The sequence below is a fragment of the Halalkalibacter kiskunsagensis genome (assembly GCF_037027555.1).
Lineage (GTDB): Bacteria > Bacillota > Bacilli > Bacillales > Bacillaceae_D > Halalkalibacter > Halalkalibacter kiskunsagensis.
In genome coordinates, this window is the sequence record NZ_JAXBLX010000006.1 from 42,680 (window position 1) to 59,661 (window position 16,982).

Annotated in this window: 18 protein-coding genes and 1 pseudogene; all 19 read left to right on the top strand. The window is 41.6% G+C overall.

Annotation, left to right across the window (positions count from 1 at the left end):
* The first annotated feature begins 193 nt into the window (after positions 1 to 193).
* The gene (locus SLH51_RS04870; RefSeq protein ID WP_335959551.1) at positions 194 to 637 is read left to right on the top strand and encodes a GNAT family N-acetyltransferase; all 444 of its coding nucleotides are present in this window, start codon (positions 194 to 196) and stop codon (positions 635 to 637) included.
* A gap of 224 nt (positions 638 to 861) precedes the next feature.
* Positions 862 to 1,899 (top strand): L-threonylcarbamoyladenylate synthase, encoded by a 1,038-nt coding sequence (locus SLH51_RS04875; protein WP_335959553.1) that lies wholly within the window; start codon positions 862 to 864, stop codon positions 1,897 to 1,899.
* A gap of 200 nt (positions 1,900 to 2,099) precedes the next feature.
* Positions 2,100 to 2,196: pseudogene (locus SLH51_RS04880) on the top strand (acetyltransferase); the annotation flags it as partial.
* Positions 2,197 to 2,422: 226 nt separating this feature from the next.
* Complete coding sequence (locus SLH51_RS04885) at positions 2,423 to 2,965, top strand: manganese efflux pump MntP (RefSeq protein ID WP_335959555.1); 543 nt, start codon at positions 2,423 to 2,425, stop codon at positions 2,963 to 2,965.
* Positions 2,966 to 3,121: 156 nt separating this feature from the next.
* Positions 3,122 to 3,568: a low molecular weight protein arginine phosphatase gene (locus SLH51_RS04890; RefSeq protein ID WP_335959556.1), complete on the top strand. Its 447-nt coding sequence runs from the start codon at positions 3,122 to 3,124 to the stop codon at positions 3,566 to 3,568.
* Between the two features lie 407 nt (positions 3,569 to 3,975).
* On the top strand, positions 3,976 to 4,413 hold the full coding sequence (gene rpiB / locus SLH51_RS04895; protein ID WP_335959558.1) for a ribose 5-phosphate isomerase B: 438 nt from the start codon (positions 3,976 to 3,978) through the stop codon (positions 4,411 to 4,413).
* 32 nt (positions 4,414 to 4,445) lie between these two features.
* Positions 4,446 to 5,000: a TIGR01440 family protein gene (locus tag SLH51_RS04900; RefSeq protein WP_390183911.1), complete on the top strand. Its 555-nt coding sequence runs from the start codon at positions 4,446 to 4,448 to the stop codon at positions 4,998 to 5,000.
* Positions 5,001 to 5,117: 117 nt separating this feature from the next.
* Complete coding sequence (gene glyA / locus SLH51_RS04905; protein ID WP_335959562.1) at positions 5,118 to 6,365, top strand: serine hydroxymethyltransferase; 1,248 nt, start codon at positions 5,118 to 5,120, stop codon at positions 6,363 to 6,365.
* A gap of 246 nt (positions 6,366 to 6,611) precedes the next feature.
* Complete coding sequence (upp, locus tag SLH51_RS04910; RefSeq protein WP_335959564.1) at positions 6,612 to 7,241, top strand: uracil phosphoribosyltransferase; 630 nt, start codon at positions 6,612 to 6,614, stop codon at positions 7,239 to 7,241.
* Between the two features lie 236 nt (positions 7,242 to 7,477).
* Positions 7,478 to 9,745, top strand: coding sequence for a S8 family serine peptidase (locus SLH51_RS04915; RefSeq protein WP_335959566.1), 2,268 nt, complete (start codon positions 7,478 to 7,480; stop codon positions 9,743 to 9,745).
* Positions 9,746 to 10,022: 277 nt separating this feature from the next.
* Positions 10,023 to 10,250, top strand: coding sequence for an AtpZ/AtpI family protein (locus SLH51_RS04920; protein ID WP_335959568.1), 228 nt, complete (start codon positions 10,023 to 10,025; stop codon positions 10,248 to 10,250).
* Positions 10,250 to 10,642 (top strand): ATP synthase subunit I, encoded by a 393-nt coding sequence (locus tag SLH51_RS04925; RefSeq protein ID WP_335959569.1) that lies wholly within the window; start codon positions 10,250 to 10,252, stop codon positions 10,640 to 10,642. The genes SLH51_RS04920 and SLH51_RS04925 overlap by 1 nt, the downstream gene beginning before the upstream one ends.
* A 6-nt stretch (positions 10,643 to 10,648) precedes the next feature.
* Positions 10,649 to 11,362 carry a F0F1 ATP synthase subunit A gene (gene atpB, locus SLH51_RS04930; RefSeq protein ID WP_335959571.1) on the top strand — a complete coding sequence of 238 codons (714 nt, stop codon included), beginning with the start codon at positions 10,649 to 10,651 and terminating at the stop codon, positions 11,360 to 11,362.
* Positions 11,363 to 11,433: 71 nt separating this feature from the next.
* The gene (gene atpE, locus SLH51_RS04935) at positions 11,434 to 11,646 is read left to right on the top strand and encodes a F0F1 ATP synthase subunit C (protein ID WP_335959572.1); all 213 of its coding nucleotides are present in this window, start codon (positions 11,434 to 11,436) and stop codon (positions 11,644 to 11,646) included.
* Between the two features lie 191 nt (positions 11,647 to 11,837).
* Positions 11,838 to 12,329, top strand: a complete 492-nt coding sequence (gene atpF, locus SLH51_RS04940; RefSeq protein ID WP_335959573.1) for a F0F1 ATP synthase subunit B — start codon at positions 11,838 to 11,840, stop codon at positions 12,327 to 12,329.
* Positions 12,326 to 12,874 (top strand): F0F1 ATP synthase subunit delta, encoded by a 549-nt coding sequence (locus tag SLH51_RS04945; RefSeq protein WP_335959575.1) that lies wholly within the window; start codon positions 12,326 to 12,328, stop codon positions 12,872 to 12,874. The genes atpF and SLH51_RS04945 overlap by 4 nt, the downstream gene beginning before the upstream one ends.
* Positions 12,875 to 12,895: 21 nt before the next feature.
* Positions 12,896 to 14,404 carry a F0F1 ATP synthase subunit alpha gene (gene atpA, locus SLH51_RS04950; RefSeq protein WP_335959577.1) on the top strand — a complete coding sequence of 503 codons (1,509 nt, stop codon included), beginning with the start codon at positions 12,896 to 12,898 and terminating at the stop codon, positions 14,402 to 14,404.
* 45 nt (positions 14,405 to 14,449) lie between these two features.
* Positions 14,450 to 15,307 (top strand): ATP synthase F1 subunit gamma, encoded by an 858-nt coding sequence (gene atpG / locus SLH51_RS04955; RefSeq protein WP_335959579.1) that lies wholly within the window; start codon positions 14,450 to 14,452, stop codon positions 15,305 to 15,307.
* Positions 15,308 to 15,521: 214 nt separating this feature from the next.
* Positions 15,522 to 16,934 (top strand): F0F1 ATP synthase subunit beta, encoded by a 1,413-nt coding sequence (gene atpD / locus SLH51_RS04960; protein ID WP_335959581.1) that lies wholly within the window; start codon positions 15,522 to 15,524, stop codon positions 16,932 to 16,934.
* The last annotated feature ends 48 nt before the right edge of the window (positions 16,935 to 16,982 follow it).

The window sequence follows — 16,982 nt, forward strand, 5'->3', positions numbered from 1 at the left end:
AAAAACTCTATCTGCTATTTGTGGTTCGTTCGTATTTGCTTGAGAAAGAGCAGCGAATTAGGTAGAATAGACATCTCAGTGTAGATTATGAGTATTCCTTTTTAGACGATCTGACTTAAACAAAGTTTTTCTAGCATATTGGGTACAAGCTCCACATACTTATCTAATACTAGATTTAGAGAGGGTGGAGCGAATGACAATTGTGGTACGTAAAGCAAAAGAAAAGGATATGCTGCCGATTCAAAGACTCGTTGCAAAAGCTGGTTTGCGGGATGAAGGAATTGATCAATATATAAAAAGTTTTCTTGTTGTTGAGGATCAAGAACAGCAGTTAATTGGAACAGTTGGAATTGAGCAATACGAGGAAAATGGATTGCTGCGCTCGCTTGTGTTAGATTCTCCAATTTGGAATGCAAGTCTTAGTTTTGAATTTTTGCAACTGACGTTGAAATATGCACAGGAGCAACAGATCGAAACGGTGTATCTTTGTGCAAAGGGAACGAATGCCTTGTTTCATCAATTGGGATTTCGGGTAGTTGCAAAAGAAGACGTGCCTAGCGATGTACAAAGTTCTCCACATTTTAAGCGGAACGCAAAGGCTGAAACAAAGGTGTGGGCATGTGAATTACTGGATTAATCTGTTGATAACTGGATAAATATAGATGGTTACCCACAAGTTACCCACAACTGTGGGTAACTTTTTTTGGGCAGTAAATGCGAATGATGTCGAATAAGGGGGATGATTTGTTTCAATTGATCTCCTCTTTCCTTTGAATGCCAAGGGTTTCTGTCGAAAATGGTTCGTTTTATTGACATCAATAGACAACCCTTGCAAAATGGAGTAGATAGGAGAGATGAACTGTGAGTTATAAACAAACAAAATATTGGAGTGTGGATAACTTTTCCTGTAAGGGAGAAAATCTCACGTGGATAAAGGAAGCTGCGTTGTGGATAACAAAAGGAGAGGTTGTAGCATTTCCGACGGAAACGGTATATGGCTTAGGGGCGAATGCATTAGACGAACAAGCTGTGAAGAAAATCTTTGAAGCGAAAGGGCGTCCAAGTGATAATCCACTAATTGTCCACATAGCTGAACAACTTCAACTAACGGACCTCGTTACTCATATTCCTGATGTGGCACATACATTGATGAAACATTTTTGGCCTGGCCCATTAACGATTATTTTGAAAAAGAAAGATACAGTTGCGCCAAGTGTAACGGCTGGACTCGACACAGTGGCGATACGAATCCCTAATCACCCTGTAGCAAGAGCACTATTACAAGAAGCGAATGTGCCTGTAGCAGCGCCGAGCGCGAATTTATCGGGAAAACCAAGTCCGACATCAGCAGCGCATGTGTATCATGATTTAAAAGGGAGAATTGCTGGTATTCTAGATGGCGGCCAAACGGGCGTGGGAGTGGAATCAACAGTACTTGATTGTTCAAAGCCAACGCCGATTTTGTACCGACCAGGTGGAGTAACGAAAGAGGAGATTGAAGCTCTGATCGGACCTATTCAAGTAGACCCATCCCTCCATTCAGAAAACGACGCACCACTATCACCGGGAATGAAGTATACACACTATTCGCCAACTGGCACGCTCTATTTAGTAGAAGACCAAACAAAAATTGCGCCGCTCATTAAACAAGCGCAATTTGAAGGAAAACGTGTGGGCGTCTTAACGACTACAGAAAACGAGCACAAGTACGAAGCGGATGTCGTTGTCGCCTGTGGATCAAGAGAAAATCTAGCAACGGTTGCGAGCGGATTATATGAAAGCTTGCGAATGTTTGATGAAAAAGAAGCCGAGATCATTTTTTCCGAGGTATTCCCAAACGAGCACCTTGGAATTGCGATTATGAACCGACTTCAAAAAGCAGCTATTGCCACGATGTAAGTATGTTAGGCATGGGGACCTAACTTCAAATAGAAAGTAACGAGTTCGTGTTGTAAAAATAAGGAACAAACACACACAGTAATTTGCCAGTGGCATGAACTGTGTGTTTTTTCTGTTATTTATTATATCTTTTCTTTCATTCACACAATAATTGGTAAGCATAAAAACATATATTGCAGGGAGTTTGAAATACCTATGTTGTGATTGCCTTAGGTGCAGTAGTAACGAAAGATGTACCAGACAACGTTGTCGTTGGAGGAAATCCAGCAAAATGTCCTTAAACAAATTGAAGTATAAAATTCCTTGTGGAAACGATTGTAGCTGATTCAACAAAAGACGGAGGTCAGTGCCCTACGAGTAGCGTGAGAGGTAGAAGAACGAACTGGGTCATAGGTGAAATGGTGAATCATAATAACGGCGATTGATCATTCCTATCGTTTAGACAGCCTCTTTTAAAGAAGGTTGTCTATTTCTTTTTGGACTTGCATACATTGAAGTAGCATGTTCAAGGAGTGGTCGTGGGATGAGTGAGATGTTGACGCTGTTTATCATGGCAAGTGCACTTGGGATGGATGCTTTTTCAGTTGCTCTTGGTATGGGAATGCTTGGATTGCGGTTACGGCAGATTTTTAATATTGGAGTCATAATTGGTTTATTTCATATTATTATGCCGTTATTTGGTATGGCGACGGGCAAACTACTATCAAATTATTTTGGCATGATTGCTACGTTTATTGGTGGAGGGCTTTTGCTTATCATTGGTCTGCAGATGGCGTTATCATCGTTTAAGTCAGATGATGAACAGATGATGCGTCCAGTTGGATTTGGCTTAATTTTGTTTGCAATCAGTGTTAGTTTGGATAGTTTTTCAGCGGGACTTAGCTTTGGGATGCTAGGAGCCAAAACCGCTTTGACCGTTTTGATGATTGGCTTACTAAGTATGATTTTATCGTGGCTTGGTCTTCTAATGGGTTCGCGATTTAAGCAATACATCGGGTCATATGGGGAGTTGCTCGGTGGCTTCATCTTAATTGGATTTGGAATCAAACTCATTTTGCCATTGTAACTTTATATTGGAAAAACTCGCCAAGGCTCATATACCGTTTTAGTATGCAATATGATAAGATTGAACTAGTTTTGAACACTATATTAGGGGAATGGCTACGTAAAGAATCGAGAAGCCAAAATCGTACGTGAGAATAGAAAGGGCGTGGGTCATTACGTGAAGAACGTATTGTTTGTTTGCACGGGAAATACGTGTAGAAGTCCATTAGCTGAGGCGTTATTGCGTAATCGTGCAGGAGAGAGCATCCAAGTGAAATCTGCAGGTGTTCAAGCTTTTCCCAATTCACCGGCATCAGAGAATACGATATCGGTGCTTGCAGAAAAGGGAATTGACGCAAATCATTTATCTAGTCCTCTAACCGAAGACTTGCTTGATTGGGCAGATGTCATTTTAACGATGACAACTTCTCATAAGGAGATGATTAAGCTTTTTCACCCGCATGTAAGCGAGTATCTGTTTACGCTTAAGGAGTTTGTTGATCCGTTGGCGCATAATCTTGATATTGATGATCCATTCGGAGGACCTATTGAAGCGTATAGACAGACAGCTGAACAAATCGAACGTTGTTTAGATGACTTGACTCAAAAATTAACAGAATCTTAACTTAAGGTGGAGACGAGGATAGCAACGATCAATCTATTAGTGAGCATTCGTTAAAAGCTAGTGGAATTAGTGGACTAGCCGTTGTTGTGGTTGAAATGCGAAATTTGGCGGATGAGAGCGCAAAAGCAGGCCAGGGCAATTACAAAATTGATTCATAATACTCAATAAAAAGTAAAAAATGTAGTTAAGTAAATTAGCGATTAAGTGAGAATAGTACAGAGACAATTAGAACAAGCAAAGATAGAAGACGCCCACCACCTTGGCCCGAAGAGCGCACTTCTCTTTTTCCGTTACCTCAAAGGGCGGGCGGAGCAAAAATCCACGGGTCTGACCCTTCTTTAAAATAGATATTATACAAATACACTGTTTCAACTGTAGAAAATAACAACAAAAAGGAGACCGGTAAAATGAAAGTAGCAATTGCATCGGATCATGGTGGAATACATATAAGAGAAGAATTAAAGCAACTTATGAATGACATGCAAATTTCCTATGAGGATTTTGGCTGTGACTGCGAGACATCTGTTGATTATCCTGATTATGCTCTCCCAGTGGCAGAGAAAGTAGCTGGCGGCGAGTTTGACCGCGGCATTCTTGTTTGTGGGACAGGCATTGGCATGTCGATAGCAGCTAATAAAGTAAAAGGAATTCGCTGTGCACTTGTTCATGATTTATTTACGGCAAAAGTCACGCGTGAACATAATGACACGAATGTGCTGGCGATGGGTGAGCGCGTTATTGGTCCTGGTCTTGCTAGGGAAATCGCACGCGTTTGGCTTGAAACAGAATTTGAAGGTGGCCGTCACGCCACTCGAGTCGGAAAAATCACGAGCTACGAACAGTAAAAAAGCAAGGAGGATGCGGCATGAGTTTTGCAATTGAAACGGTCGGTCAACAAGCAAGAGGAGCGCTAGAAGATTTACATCAAGTATTTCCTTTAACAAATCAAGTTCTTCTTGTCATTGGAACAAGTACGAGTGAAGTGGTCGGCTCACATATTGGATCAAACGGCTCCTATGAAGTGGCAGAGATTCTTTACAAAGCACTTTATGATCTCCAGCAAAAAACAGGGGTTAAGCTCGCGTTTCAATGCTGCGAACATTTAAATCGCGCCCTAGTCATCGAAGAAGAAACAGCAAAAGAGCGTGGTTATGAAATTGTCTCAGCTATTCCTGTTCGAAAAGCGGGTGGGGCGATGGCGACATATGCATTTTCAAAAATGAAGCATCCTGTATTAGTTGAAGAAATTGAGGCAGAGGCTGGAATTGACATTGGCGATACGCTCATTGGCATGCATTTAAAAAAAGTCGCTGTCCCAATCAGAAGCACGGTTACATCGATTGGTGAAGCCCACCTAACTATGGCGAAAACACGCCCGAAACTAATTGGCGGGGTTCGAGCTGTATATGAAAAAACATGTGAACATGAATAAAATATAAAAAATAAGTAATTTCGTACGGAAATGAAAGATTATTTGTGGTAAGATATAAGCGAATAAGTTGTTTGATTGTTAGAAAGACGAAAGATAGATTTTGGAAGGGGTATAGAGATGAGACAAGATACGTTACAAAATCAAGATCCGAAAGTGTTTGAAGCAGTGCAGTTGGAGTTAGGACGTCAGCGCGATAAAATTGAATTAATTGCGTCTGAAAACTTTGTTAGTGCAGCTGTTATGGAGGCGCAAGGTTCTGTTTTAACAAATAAATACGCAGAAGGTTATCCTGGCCGTCGTTATTATGGTGGTTGTGAATACGTTGATATCGTTGAGGACATTGCGCGCGATCGTGCGAAAGAAATCTTCGGTGCGGAATATGTTAATGTTCAACCTCACTCTGGTGCGCAAGCAAATATGGCTGTTTATTTTACGATCTTAAATCCTGGTGATACCGTACTTGGTATGAATCTCTCACACGGTGGTCACTTAACACACGGTAGCCCTGTTAACTTTAGTGGCGTTCAATATAACTTTGTAGAATATGGTGTTGATAAAGAAACGCAATTCATTGATTACGATGTTGTAAGAGAACTAGCAAAAGAGCATCAACCAAAGTTAATCGTAGCAGGTGCTAGTGCATACCCACGTGAAATTGATTTTGCGAAATTCCGTGAGATTGCTGATGAGGTTGGCGCATATTTAATGGTTGATATGGCTCACATTGCTGGTCTTGTAGCTGCTGGTTTGCATCCAAATCCTGTTCCGCATGCACACTTTGTAACGACAACAACGCATAAGACACTTCGTGGTCCTCGTGGCGGAATGATTTTATGTGAAGAGCAGTTCGGCAAGAAAATTGATAAATCGATTTTCCCTGGAATCCAAGGTGGTCCATTAATGCACGTCATCTCAGCAAAAGCTGTTGCATTTGGTGAAGTGCTAACAGATGAATTCAAACAATATGGACAAGCGATTATCGACAATGCGAAACGTTTAGGAGAAAAACTAAAGAGCGAGGGTATTGACCTTGTTTCTGATGGTACAGATAATCATCTACTGCTACTAGACCTTCGTTCGCTTAGCCTAACTGGAAAAGTTGCAGAAAAGGCACTTGATGAAGTCGGCATTACAACGAATAAAAATACGATCCCGTTCGACCCAGAAAGCCCATTTGTAACAAGTGGTATCCGTATCGGAACAGCAGCTGTTACATCACGTGGACTTGACGCGGAAGCGATGGATGAAATTGGTTCATTAATTGCTCTAACGCTTAAGAACGTAGAGAATGAAGACAAATTAGAAGAAGTACGTGAACGTGTTGCTGCTTTAACAGCGAAGTTCCCGATGTATACACATCTATAAGAGGTAGTACAAAGAAAGCTGGACGAGGTCCAGCTTTTTTTGTGTTAAGGGTGGAGACGATGTGTGCACGGTCGCAAAGAGTTGCTAAATGTTAAACGTAGAACAAAAATTCGTAATCTTGCATTTTCTATCTATTTCATAAAATCTGAACGTAAACCTTGAAGGGGACTAGCTTTTTATGTAGAATCTTGTAGAAGCAAAGTGTCATCTTAAAGATGAAGAAAGAATAAAGGAGCTAAAAACCTTATGAGCAAAGTTTTCGTGTTTGATCATCCGTTAATTCAGCATAAACTAACGTATATCCGTGATAAGGAAACAGGAACAAAAGAATTTCGCGAGCTCGTTGATGAAGTAGCAGGCCTAATGGCGTTTGAAATTACTCGTGATCTTCCTTTGCAAGATGTAACAGTCGAAACACCCGTTGGAACAGCGCATTCCAAAACAATCGCAGGTAAAAAGTTAGGACTTGTTCCCATCTTGCGTGCGGGCCTAGGTATGACGGATGGCATTTTACGAATGATTCCAGCTGCCAAAGTAGGGCATGTTGGTTTGTACCGTGACCCAGAAACATTGCAGCCGGTTGAATACTATGTGAAGCTTCCAACTGATGTTGAAGAGCGTGAATTTATTGTTATTGATCCAATGTTAGCAACAGGTGGGTCGGCAATTGAAGCCATTAACAGCTTAAAGAAGCGCGGGGCAAAAACCATTAAGTTAATGTGTCTTGTTGCTGCTCCAGAAGGCGTGAAATTAATGCAAGAAGCTCATCCGGATGTTGATATTTATTTAGCAGCACTTGATGAGAAGTTAAATGAAAAAGGGTATATTGTTCCAGGACTAGGCGACGCAGGCGATCGTTTGTTTGGAACGAAGTAGAGTGTGATTTGCTTAAGGACGAAACCGATGTGGTTTCGTCCTTATTTTTATTACTTTTACTGAGATAAGAGTTGCCGGAAAGCGAACGGGAGTAGTCGGAAAAAGAGCCGAAATCGCCGAAAAAGCGTCCCCGCCCACAAACCTTACAGTGACGATGCACTTGCTCAAAAACATACATGATTTTTCAATTCTTGTTCATACTATCAACATATGCGATTAGGGTGGGAGAGATGGATATGAAAAGAGGATTTGCTTGTTTATTAGCAATGGCGATAGCATGTAGTGTCAGTCTTGGTACGGTTTGTGCCATTACGTACCCTGAGATCCCAACCGTAGCAGAGGTGGATAAAGAAGATGAGAAAGTTGTCGTGATTGTGACAGCAAGTGGTGAAATTGACCAAGCTGTACAAGAAGTATCTGCCGCTTTTCCTTCAAGCAAAGTCCGCAAAACGTTCAAGCGTACACTCAATGGATTTTCGATCGAGTTGCTTGAAAGTGAAGTTCAGATGCTAGCCGATTTCAAGGAAGTTGAACGAGTCGATAAAGTAGTTGAATATAGAACGAATTTAGACGGCAGTGTTCCGTTTATCGGTGGAGATAACATGAGAGGTGTACTTGATCCAAATGGTGAGAGGGTAACTGGAAAAGGGGTCAAAGTTGCCGTTATCGATACAGGTATTGATTATAGCCACCCAGATTTGAAAAACAATTATAAAGGTGGTTATGACGTCGTTGATTATGATCACGATCCGATGGAAACGGTCGCTTCGCAAGGCCCTCCGACATTACATGGGACCCATGTAGCAGGAATTATTGCAGCGAATGGTCAAGTAAAGGGAGTGGCGCCTGAAGCGGATTTGTATGCGTATCGTGCGCTTGGTCCAGGGGGGCAAGGGACGACGGAGCAAGTAATCGAGGCAATTGAAAAGGCAATTGAAGATGAAGTGGATGTTTTGAACTTATCATTAGGAAACACCGTCAACGGTCCTGATTGGCCAACGAGCATTGCACTTGATAAAGCGGTGGAGGAAGGAATTGTCGCGGTCACATCAAATGGAAATAGTGGCCCGAATATGTGGACGGTCGGCTCACCAGGTACATCAACAAAGGCAATTTCAGTTGGCGCCTCGGCTCCCCCGATTAAAACACCGTATGTCACCATTGCAGGCCTTGATCAAGAAGTAACCTTGTATCCAATTGGTGGAGCATTGCCGTGGACGCTTAAGCGCGATTTTGAACTTGTAGAAGTTGGTTATGGCTTAGAAGATGAATGGGAGAAAGCCGATGTTGCAAACAAAATTGTTCTCGTTAAGCGCGGGATGATTCCTTTTTCAGAAAAAGCAAAACTAGCTTTGAAGCATGGTGCAAAAGCTGTGTTAATTTATAACAACTTACCAGGGGCGTTTGTTGGAGCAGTTGAACAAGGTGTGAAGCTTCCGGTTGTCTCGATTTCAAAAGAAGATGGCGATTGGATACTAGAGCAAATGAAACAAGAAAAAAATGCGACATACGCTAGAACAGTTTACAGAAATGAAGAAGACTTTATCGCTCCATTTAGTTCAAGAGGACCTGTGACCCACACGTGGGAAGTGAAGCCTGATTTAGTCGCACCGGGTGTTTCGATTGATAGCACCGTTCCTAAAGGATACTTAGGGCTAAATGGAACGAGTATGTCAGCTCCTCATGTTGCCGGAGCTGCTGCTCTATTGAAACAAATGCATCCAGATTGGAATCCAGAACAGATTAAAGCAGCACTGATGAACACGGCAAAAAAGTTAGTTAAAGATGATGGAGAGCCTTATTATCCATATGAGCAAGGGGCGGGGAGACTGCAAGTAGACAAAGCGATTGAAGCAACAACGCTTGCTTATCCTGGAGCTCTTACATTTGGAAAATATACTAAGGACGACCCGCGGGAGAAGCGAACGGTGACGTTTACGATTGAAAATCATGATGATACAACGCGGACGTATCATGTGAATCCTCCTTTTGAATTGCCAGATGGATTGCAATGGGAAGTGCCTTTTTCGACGACGATCAAGCCTAGTGAAAAAATGGAAGTTGATGTCCATTTGGATTTATTTCCAGCGGTACTCGCAGAAGGAATCCATCACGGGGAAATAGTTATCGATGGTGGCAAGGAGCCGATTGTGATTCCATATGTCTTTTTTATAGAGGAACCTGACTACCCGAGAGCGATGGCTTTTAATTTTGGTCATGGTGATCGTCCTGGTGAGTATCGATATGAACTGTATTTGCCAGGTGGAGCGGAAGAAATGGCGATTGCGCTTTATGATCCAGACACGTTTCAGTTTGTTCGGTTCCTAGATGCCAAGCATGACATTGGCAGAGGAATGGTTCAACAAGAGTGGAAAGAGCTTGATTTAGCTGATGGAACGTATAAGGCGTTAATTTATGCGAAAAAAGACGGGAAAGAGGACACGTTAGAATCAACGATTGTGATTGGAGCACGAGTGGCAGAAGATAAAAAAAGTGAAGAATAAAAGTAAGGCTATTGCACAAGGTAAATACAATCTGTTGCAGTAGCCTTAAATAGGTCTGACATCTCTATAAAAATCGGGTGGTCTGACCACGTTATGTGAGCTTTTTTGACAGATATGTGAACACGTGAAATGAAGATAAGAATTAATGAGAAATCGCATTGACACAGGGTTTTCACTATTGTACGATTACTAAGGGTATAATGAGAAGGTTTACATATGTAAGACTATGAAAGAGTTCCCGAATCGAAAATCTTGACAACATAGAGGAGGCCTGTTCATGACTGATGGCAAACGTAGTCCGTGGCGTGCTATGGCTCTCGTTTCTATCATTTCATCGTATGTAGTAGGTGGATCTGTTGGTGGAGTATTTCTTGGTTTATGGTTAGGGAATCAATTTGGAGCAAAGCCATTCTTTCTCATCACATGTTTATTGTTGGGACTTTCAACTGGGTTTTACGGTGTATACAAAGCTGTTGAACCATTTCTAGGAGACGGTAAAGAGTAATGATATCATTTGAAAATAAGATGAAACGCTATGTAGTTGTTACAAGTATCTTAATCGTGCTCTTTATGACAGGTTATGTTCTAACTGAATTCAAACCCCAATTCCTCGGCCTTACTGTTGGCCTCTCTTTTAGCTTGCTTAGTCTTTGGACAACCTTTCGAAAAGCAAAAGTTATTGGAGACGTTGCCTCTGGATTAAAGACGTATTCAATGTTTTCCTACACAATTGCCAGTTTTGGCGTGTTAATTCGTATTGGTTTGGCGATATTATGTGTATGGCTAGCGCTTGTTTATCCAGATCGTTTGCATCTAATCTCAGTCATTACAGGGTTCGCCCTGATTTATGTCATAATTATGGCAGATATACTTATTGAATCTGGTAGAAAGAGGTGAAAATAAATGGATCATATATCTCCCATGAGGGAGTTTGGTGGCTTATGGTTTAATATGTCGACGGTTTTAATGACGACTGTGACATGTCTAATTGTATTCTTCGTCTGTTATTTCGGAACACGTAAGCTAGCCATGCGCCCAAGTGGTTTACAGAACTTCCTAGAGTGGATGATTGATTTCGTTCGTGGAATCATCAAAGCAAACATGGGCTGGAAGGTAGGCGGTCAGTTCATCGCACTCGCATTTACACTTTTGTTCTATGTCTTTGTGGCAAATATGCTAGGGATTCCTTTTGAAATTTATAATAAGGATACCCATGAAGTTTGGTGGAAATCACCAACATCAGATCCTGCCCTAACCTTAACAATGGCAGCGCTCGTCATCATTATGACCCACTACTATGGCATAAAAATTAGAGGGTTTGGAGAGTACATTAAGGACTATGTCCGACCGGTACCGTTCCTACTGCCTTTTAAAATTATTGAAGAATTCGCCAATACGTTAACGCTTGGAATGCGTCTATTCGGTAACGTGTATGCGAAAGAAATTCTCATGGTACTATTAGTTGGGCTTGGCTCATCTGGACTAGTTGGTTTGTTTGGAGCATTTCTTCCAACGATCATCTGGCAAGCGTTTGGTATGTTTATCGGAACATTACAAGCATATATCTTTGCGATGCTTGCGATGGTCTACATGGCACATAAAGTTGAACATCATTAAACCATGCTCTAATTAGAGCGTTTAAAAATATCAAAAAAAAAACTTATTATCCTTAAGGAGGACTTATTCTCATGGAAGCATTAGCAGTAGCAATTGTAGCAGGATTAGCAGCAATCGGTGGTGCGATTGCAGTAGCAATCATCGTAAGAGCAACACTTGAAGGTGTAACACGTCAACCAGAACTAAAAGGTACTCTTCAAACACTTATGTTCATTGGTGTACCTCTTGCAGAGGCAGTTCCGATCATCGCGATCGTTATCTCTTTCCTATTACTATTTGGTTAATAGTGGTTCCGGCTTTGTTAATCGGGCAATCTAACATAAAAATGGCGACAGTGTTCGGCAAAGGACCTTTCGCCATTCCTTATGTATTATCAACTTATTAGACATTTCATAACTGTTACTACAGTCATTTTAAGCACATATAGTTACTAAGTATTTAAGTATTTTCACATCCAAGAAAGGAGTGAATCGGAATGGGTTTTGAAATTCCATGGGGATCAATTGGTTTTCAATTAGCTGCATTTCTTACACTACTCTTTTTCCTTAATAAGTTTGCACTTAAGCCTTTACTTGGTGTAATGGAAAAACGTGAGGAAATCGTTAATGGAAATATCGACTCAGCGGAAAAGAGCCGTAAAGAGGCTGAGGAGTTTATCGTACAACAACGTAAAGAGCTTGAAAAAGCTAGAGTTGAAGCACAAGAAATCCTTCAACAAGCGAAGAAGCTAAGTGAGCAACAAGGTCAAGACATCTTAGTACAAGCAAAAGAAAATGCTGAGCGTCTAAAAGACTCTGCTTTAGCTGAAATAACTCGTGAAAAAGAGCAAGCTGTAGCGGCTCTTCGTGAACAAGTAGCTAGTCTATCTGTTTTAATTGCCCAAAAGGTAATTGAAAAAGAATTAGATGAGAAAGAACAAGAAAAACTTGTGCAAGAGTATCTCAAAGAGGTAGGCGATAAGCTATGAGCAATCAAGCGGTAGCGAATCGATATGCATTTGCCCTTTTTCAGCTTGCAAAAGAAAAGAAGCAACTAGATAAAGTGAACAATGAATTGGCAACGATTAAGGATGTCTTCGAGACAACACCTGAACTCGTGTCATATCTTGATCATCCAAAAGTAACAACGAAACAAAAGCAAGAATTTGTTCAAAAACAGTTTTCAGGCAGTGTAAGTGAGCTTAGCTTACATACACTTCTCTTATTAATTGAGAGAAAACGCACGGACATTCTTGTTCCAATGGTTAATAAATTTAAAGAGTTAGCCTATGCGGCTCAAGATATGGCAGAAGCGACTGTGTATTCAGTGAAGCCATTGTCTGAAGCTGAACAAGCAGAAATCGCGAAAGTATTTGCGAAAAAAGCAAAGAAATCAAAGCTTGAAGTGAAGAATATTGTCGACTCAGAGCTCATCGGTGGAATTAAAATCCGCATCGGAGATCGTATATATGACGGTACGCTAAAAACGCAGCTTGATAGCATGAAGCGCAAATTAGTTGCCGGAACACGCTAGTAGAAGATAGGGGTGAAAGTAATGAGCATCAAAGCAGATGAAATTAGCTCTCTAATTAAACAGCAGATTGAAAATTTTCAGTCTGATGTTCAAGTACAAGATATAGGTACAGTTATCCGTGTTGGTGACGGTATCGCGCTTGCTCATGGCCTTGAAAATGTAATGGCTGGTGAGCTACTAGAATTCTCTAACGGGGTTATGGGGATGGCTCAGAACCTTGAGGAGAATAACATCGGTATTATTATCTTAGGACCTTACACGGGAATTCGTGAAGGCGACGAGGTAAAACGTACTGGACGTATTATGGAAGTTCCTGTTGGTGAAGAATTACTTGGCCGTGTCGTGAATTCTCTTGGACAACCTATTGATGGGTTAGGTCCAATTGCAACTTCAAAAACACGTCCAATTGAAAACAAAGCACCAGGTGTAATGGATCGTAAATCGGTTCACGAACCACTTCAAACGGGAATTAAGTCAATTGACACAATGGTTCCAATCGGACGTGGACAACGTGAGTTAATCATCGGGGACCGTCAAACAGGGAAAACAGCGATTGCAATCGATACAATCTTGAACCAAAAAGATCAAGATATGATTTGTATTTACGTTGCAATTGGACAAAAAGATACAACAGTCGCTGGAGTAGTAGAAACACTACGCTCTCGTGGTGCTCTTGACTACACGATCGTAGTATCAGCAAGTGCATCTGACCCAGCACCGATGCTATTCTTAGCTCCATATGCAGGGGTAACAATGGGTGAGGAGTTCATGTATAACGGCAAGCATGTCCTAGTTATCTATGATGACTTAACAAAGCAAGCTTCTGCCTACCGTGAGCTTTCCTTATTGCTACGTCGTCCTCCAGGTCGTGAGGCATTCCCAGGGGATGTATTCTACCTACACTCTCGTTTACTTGAACGTGCAGCAAAGTTAAGCGATGCAAAGGGTGGCGGTTCGATTACAGCTCTTCCTTTCATTGAAACACAAGCAGGTGACGTATCTGCGTATATCCCAACAAACGTAATCTCGATCACAGATGGACAAATCTTCTTACAATCTGATTTATTCTATTCTGGTGTTCGCCCAGCCGTTAACGCAGGTCTTTCTGTATCACGTGTTGGTGGTTCAGCGCAAATTAAAGCGATGAAAAAAGTTGCGGGTACATTGCGTCTAGACTTAGCAGCTTATCGTGAATTAGAAGCTTTCGCACAGTTTGGTTCAGACCTTGACCGTGCAACACAAGCTAAGTTAAACCGTGGACAACGTACAGTTGAAGTTCTGAAACAAGACCTTCACCAACCACAGCCGGTTGAGTATCAAGTAACGATTATCTACGCATTAACAAAAGGCTTCTTAGATGATATTCCTGTTGAAGATGTTCTTCGTTTTGAATCAGAGTTATTCACATACTTTGACCATAACAAGAAAGAGATTCTTGATCACATTCGCACGACGGGTGCTCTTCCTAATGAAGATGAGTTCAAAGCTGCGATCAGTGAGTTTAAAAAAGGATTTATCCCGAGTAACTAATCCAGATTAACTCGTTTTAGTTTTGCGAAAAGGTGGTGAAAATAAATGGCTTCAATGCGAGATATAAAAGGACGAATTACTTCAACAAAGAAGACGAAGCAAATTACAAAAGCAATGCAAATGGTATCAGCTGCGAAACTGAACCGTGCGCAGACAAAAGCACAATCGTTCCTACCATATACGGAAAAAATTCGTGATGTTGTCGCTAGCATTGCATCGTCATCAACAGAAGTGACTCACCCGATGCTCCAGGAGCGTCCGGTGAAGAAAACTGGTTATGTTGTCATCACATCTGACCGTGGGTTAGCTGGTGGTTACAATGCTAGTTTAGTTCGTTCCCTTCTCAAAACGATTAATGAGCGTCACAAATCACCTGATGAGTACGGAATTGTTGTCATGGGTCGAATCGGACGTGACTTATTTAAAAAACGGAATCTTCCAATCATCCAAGAAATCACTGGGCTTGATGATCAACCAGACTTCAATGATATTAAAAATCTTGCAAGAACAACGGTTGAGATGTTTGCTGATGGTGTGTTTGATGAGCTATACGTGTGGTATAACCACTTCGTAAGTCCACTAACACAGGAAGTAACGGAGTCAAAGCTCTTGCCGCTCACAAACATAGCGGAAGGTGCGAAAACTACGACGTATGAGTATGAACCGTCTGAGCAAGCCATTTTAGAACGTTTATTGCCACAATATGCAGAAAGCCTCATCTTCGGCGCTTTGCTTGATGCAAAGGCGAGTGAGTTTGGTGCACGTATGACGGCAATGAGCGCTGCAACAGACAACGCAACGGCTCTAATTGATGATTTAACGTTAGTATACAACCGAGCACGTCAAGCAGCGATTACGCAAGAAATTACCGAAATCGTCGGTGGCGCTGCAGCTCTTGAATAGATTTTAAATGGCATATGAAGGTGCACAGGGTCTGGTGCCAAAGCAAAAATATTGAGCATATGAAATCTTCAATAAGAGGTCGTAACCTAGTACTTTTGCTATCAAAATGGCGTCTGACTCTGCCCAGCATAGCCAATAGTCGAATTTGAAAAGGACGAAGGCAAACTAAGTAATCCTTCATCTTTTATTAGAAAGTGAATAGGAGGGACTAAAAATGAATAAAGGTCGCATTACTCAGGTAATGGGTCCGGTTGTCGACGTAAAGTTCGATAGCGGAAACCTTCCTGAAATCAACAATGCATTAATTGTTGAGCAAAAAGGCAGTGACAACAATGCTGTAGATGTTAACGTTACACTTGAAGTTGCTTTGCACCTTGGCGATAATTCAGTTCGTACAGTTGCAATGGATTCAACCGATGGTCTAGTACGTGGGACTGCAGCAGTAGATACAGGCTCACCAATTTCTGTTCCTGTTGGTGAAGTGACATTAGGACGTGTATTCAACGTTCTTGGTGAAACAATTGATTTAAACGATCCAATCCCAGCAGATGTAAAGCGTGATCCAATTCACCGCCAAGCACCTAAGTTTGAAGAGCTTTCAACTTCAACTGAAATTCTTGAAACAGGAATTAAAGTTGTTGACCTTCTTGCTCCATACGTAAAAGGTGGGAAGATCGGTCTATTTGGAGGTGCCGGTGTAGGGAAAACGGTACTTATTCAAGAACTTATTAACAACATCGCTCAAGAGCACGGTGGTATCTCGGTATTTGCTGGTGTAGGTGAACGTACTCGTGAAGGAAATGACCTTTTCTTCGAAATGACAGATTCAGGCGTTATTAAGAAAACGGCGATGGTATTCGGTCAAATGAACGAGCCACCTGGAGCACGTATGCGTGTTGCTCTTTCTGGTTTGACAATGGCTGAGCATTTCCGTGATCGTGATGGACAAGACGTACTTCTGTTCATCGATAACATCTTCCGTTTCACACAAGCAGGTTCTGAAGTGTCGGCCCTACTTGGTCGTATGCCATCTGCCGTTGGTTACCAACCAACACTTGCAACAGAAATGGGTCAATTACAAGAGCGTATTACATCAACAAAAGTTGGTTCGGTTACATCAATCCAAGCGATCTATGTACCAGCCGATGACTATACAGATCCAGCTCCAGCGACGACGTTTGCTCACTTAGATGCAACGACTAACCTTGAGCGTAAACTTTCTGAAATGGGTATTTACCCAGCTGTGGATCCACTTGCGTCAACATCACGTGCCCTTTCTCCTGAAATTGTTGGAGAAGAGCATTACCAAGTTGCTCGTCAAGTTCAATCTACACTTCAAAAGTATAAAGAATTACAAGATATCATTGCGATCCTTGGTATGGATGAGTTATCTGAGGAAGATAAATTGATCGTAGGACGTGCGCGTCGTATTCAATTCTTCTTATCTCAAAACTTCCACGTTGCTGAGCAATTCACTGGGCAACCTGGGTCATACGTACCAGTAAAAGAAACATTAAAAGGATTCAAAGAAATTCTTTCAGGTAAGTATGATGACCTTCCTGAAGATGCATTCCGCTTAGTTGGTCGTATTGAAGAAGTGGTTGAAAAAGCAAAGCAAATGGCGTAAGAATTCGCTAAGGTAAAGCGAGAGCCCCTCGCTTTATCAAATATTAAA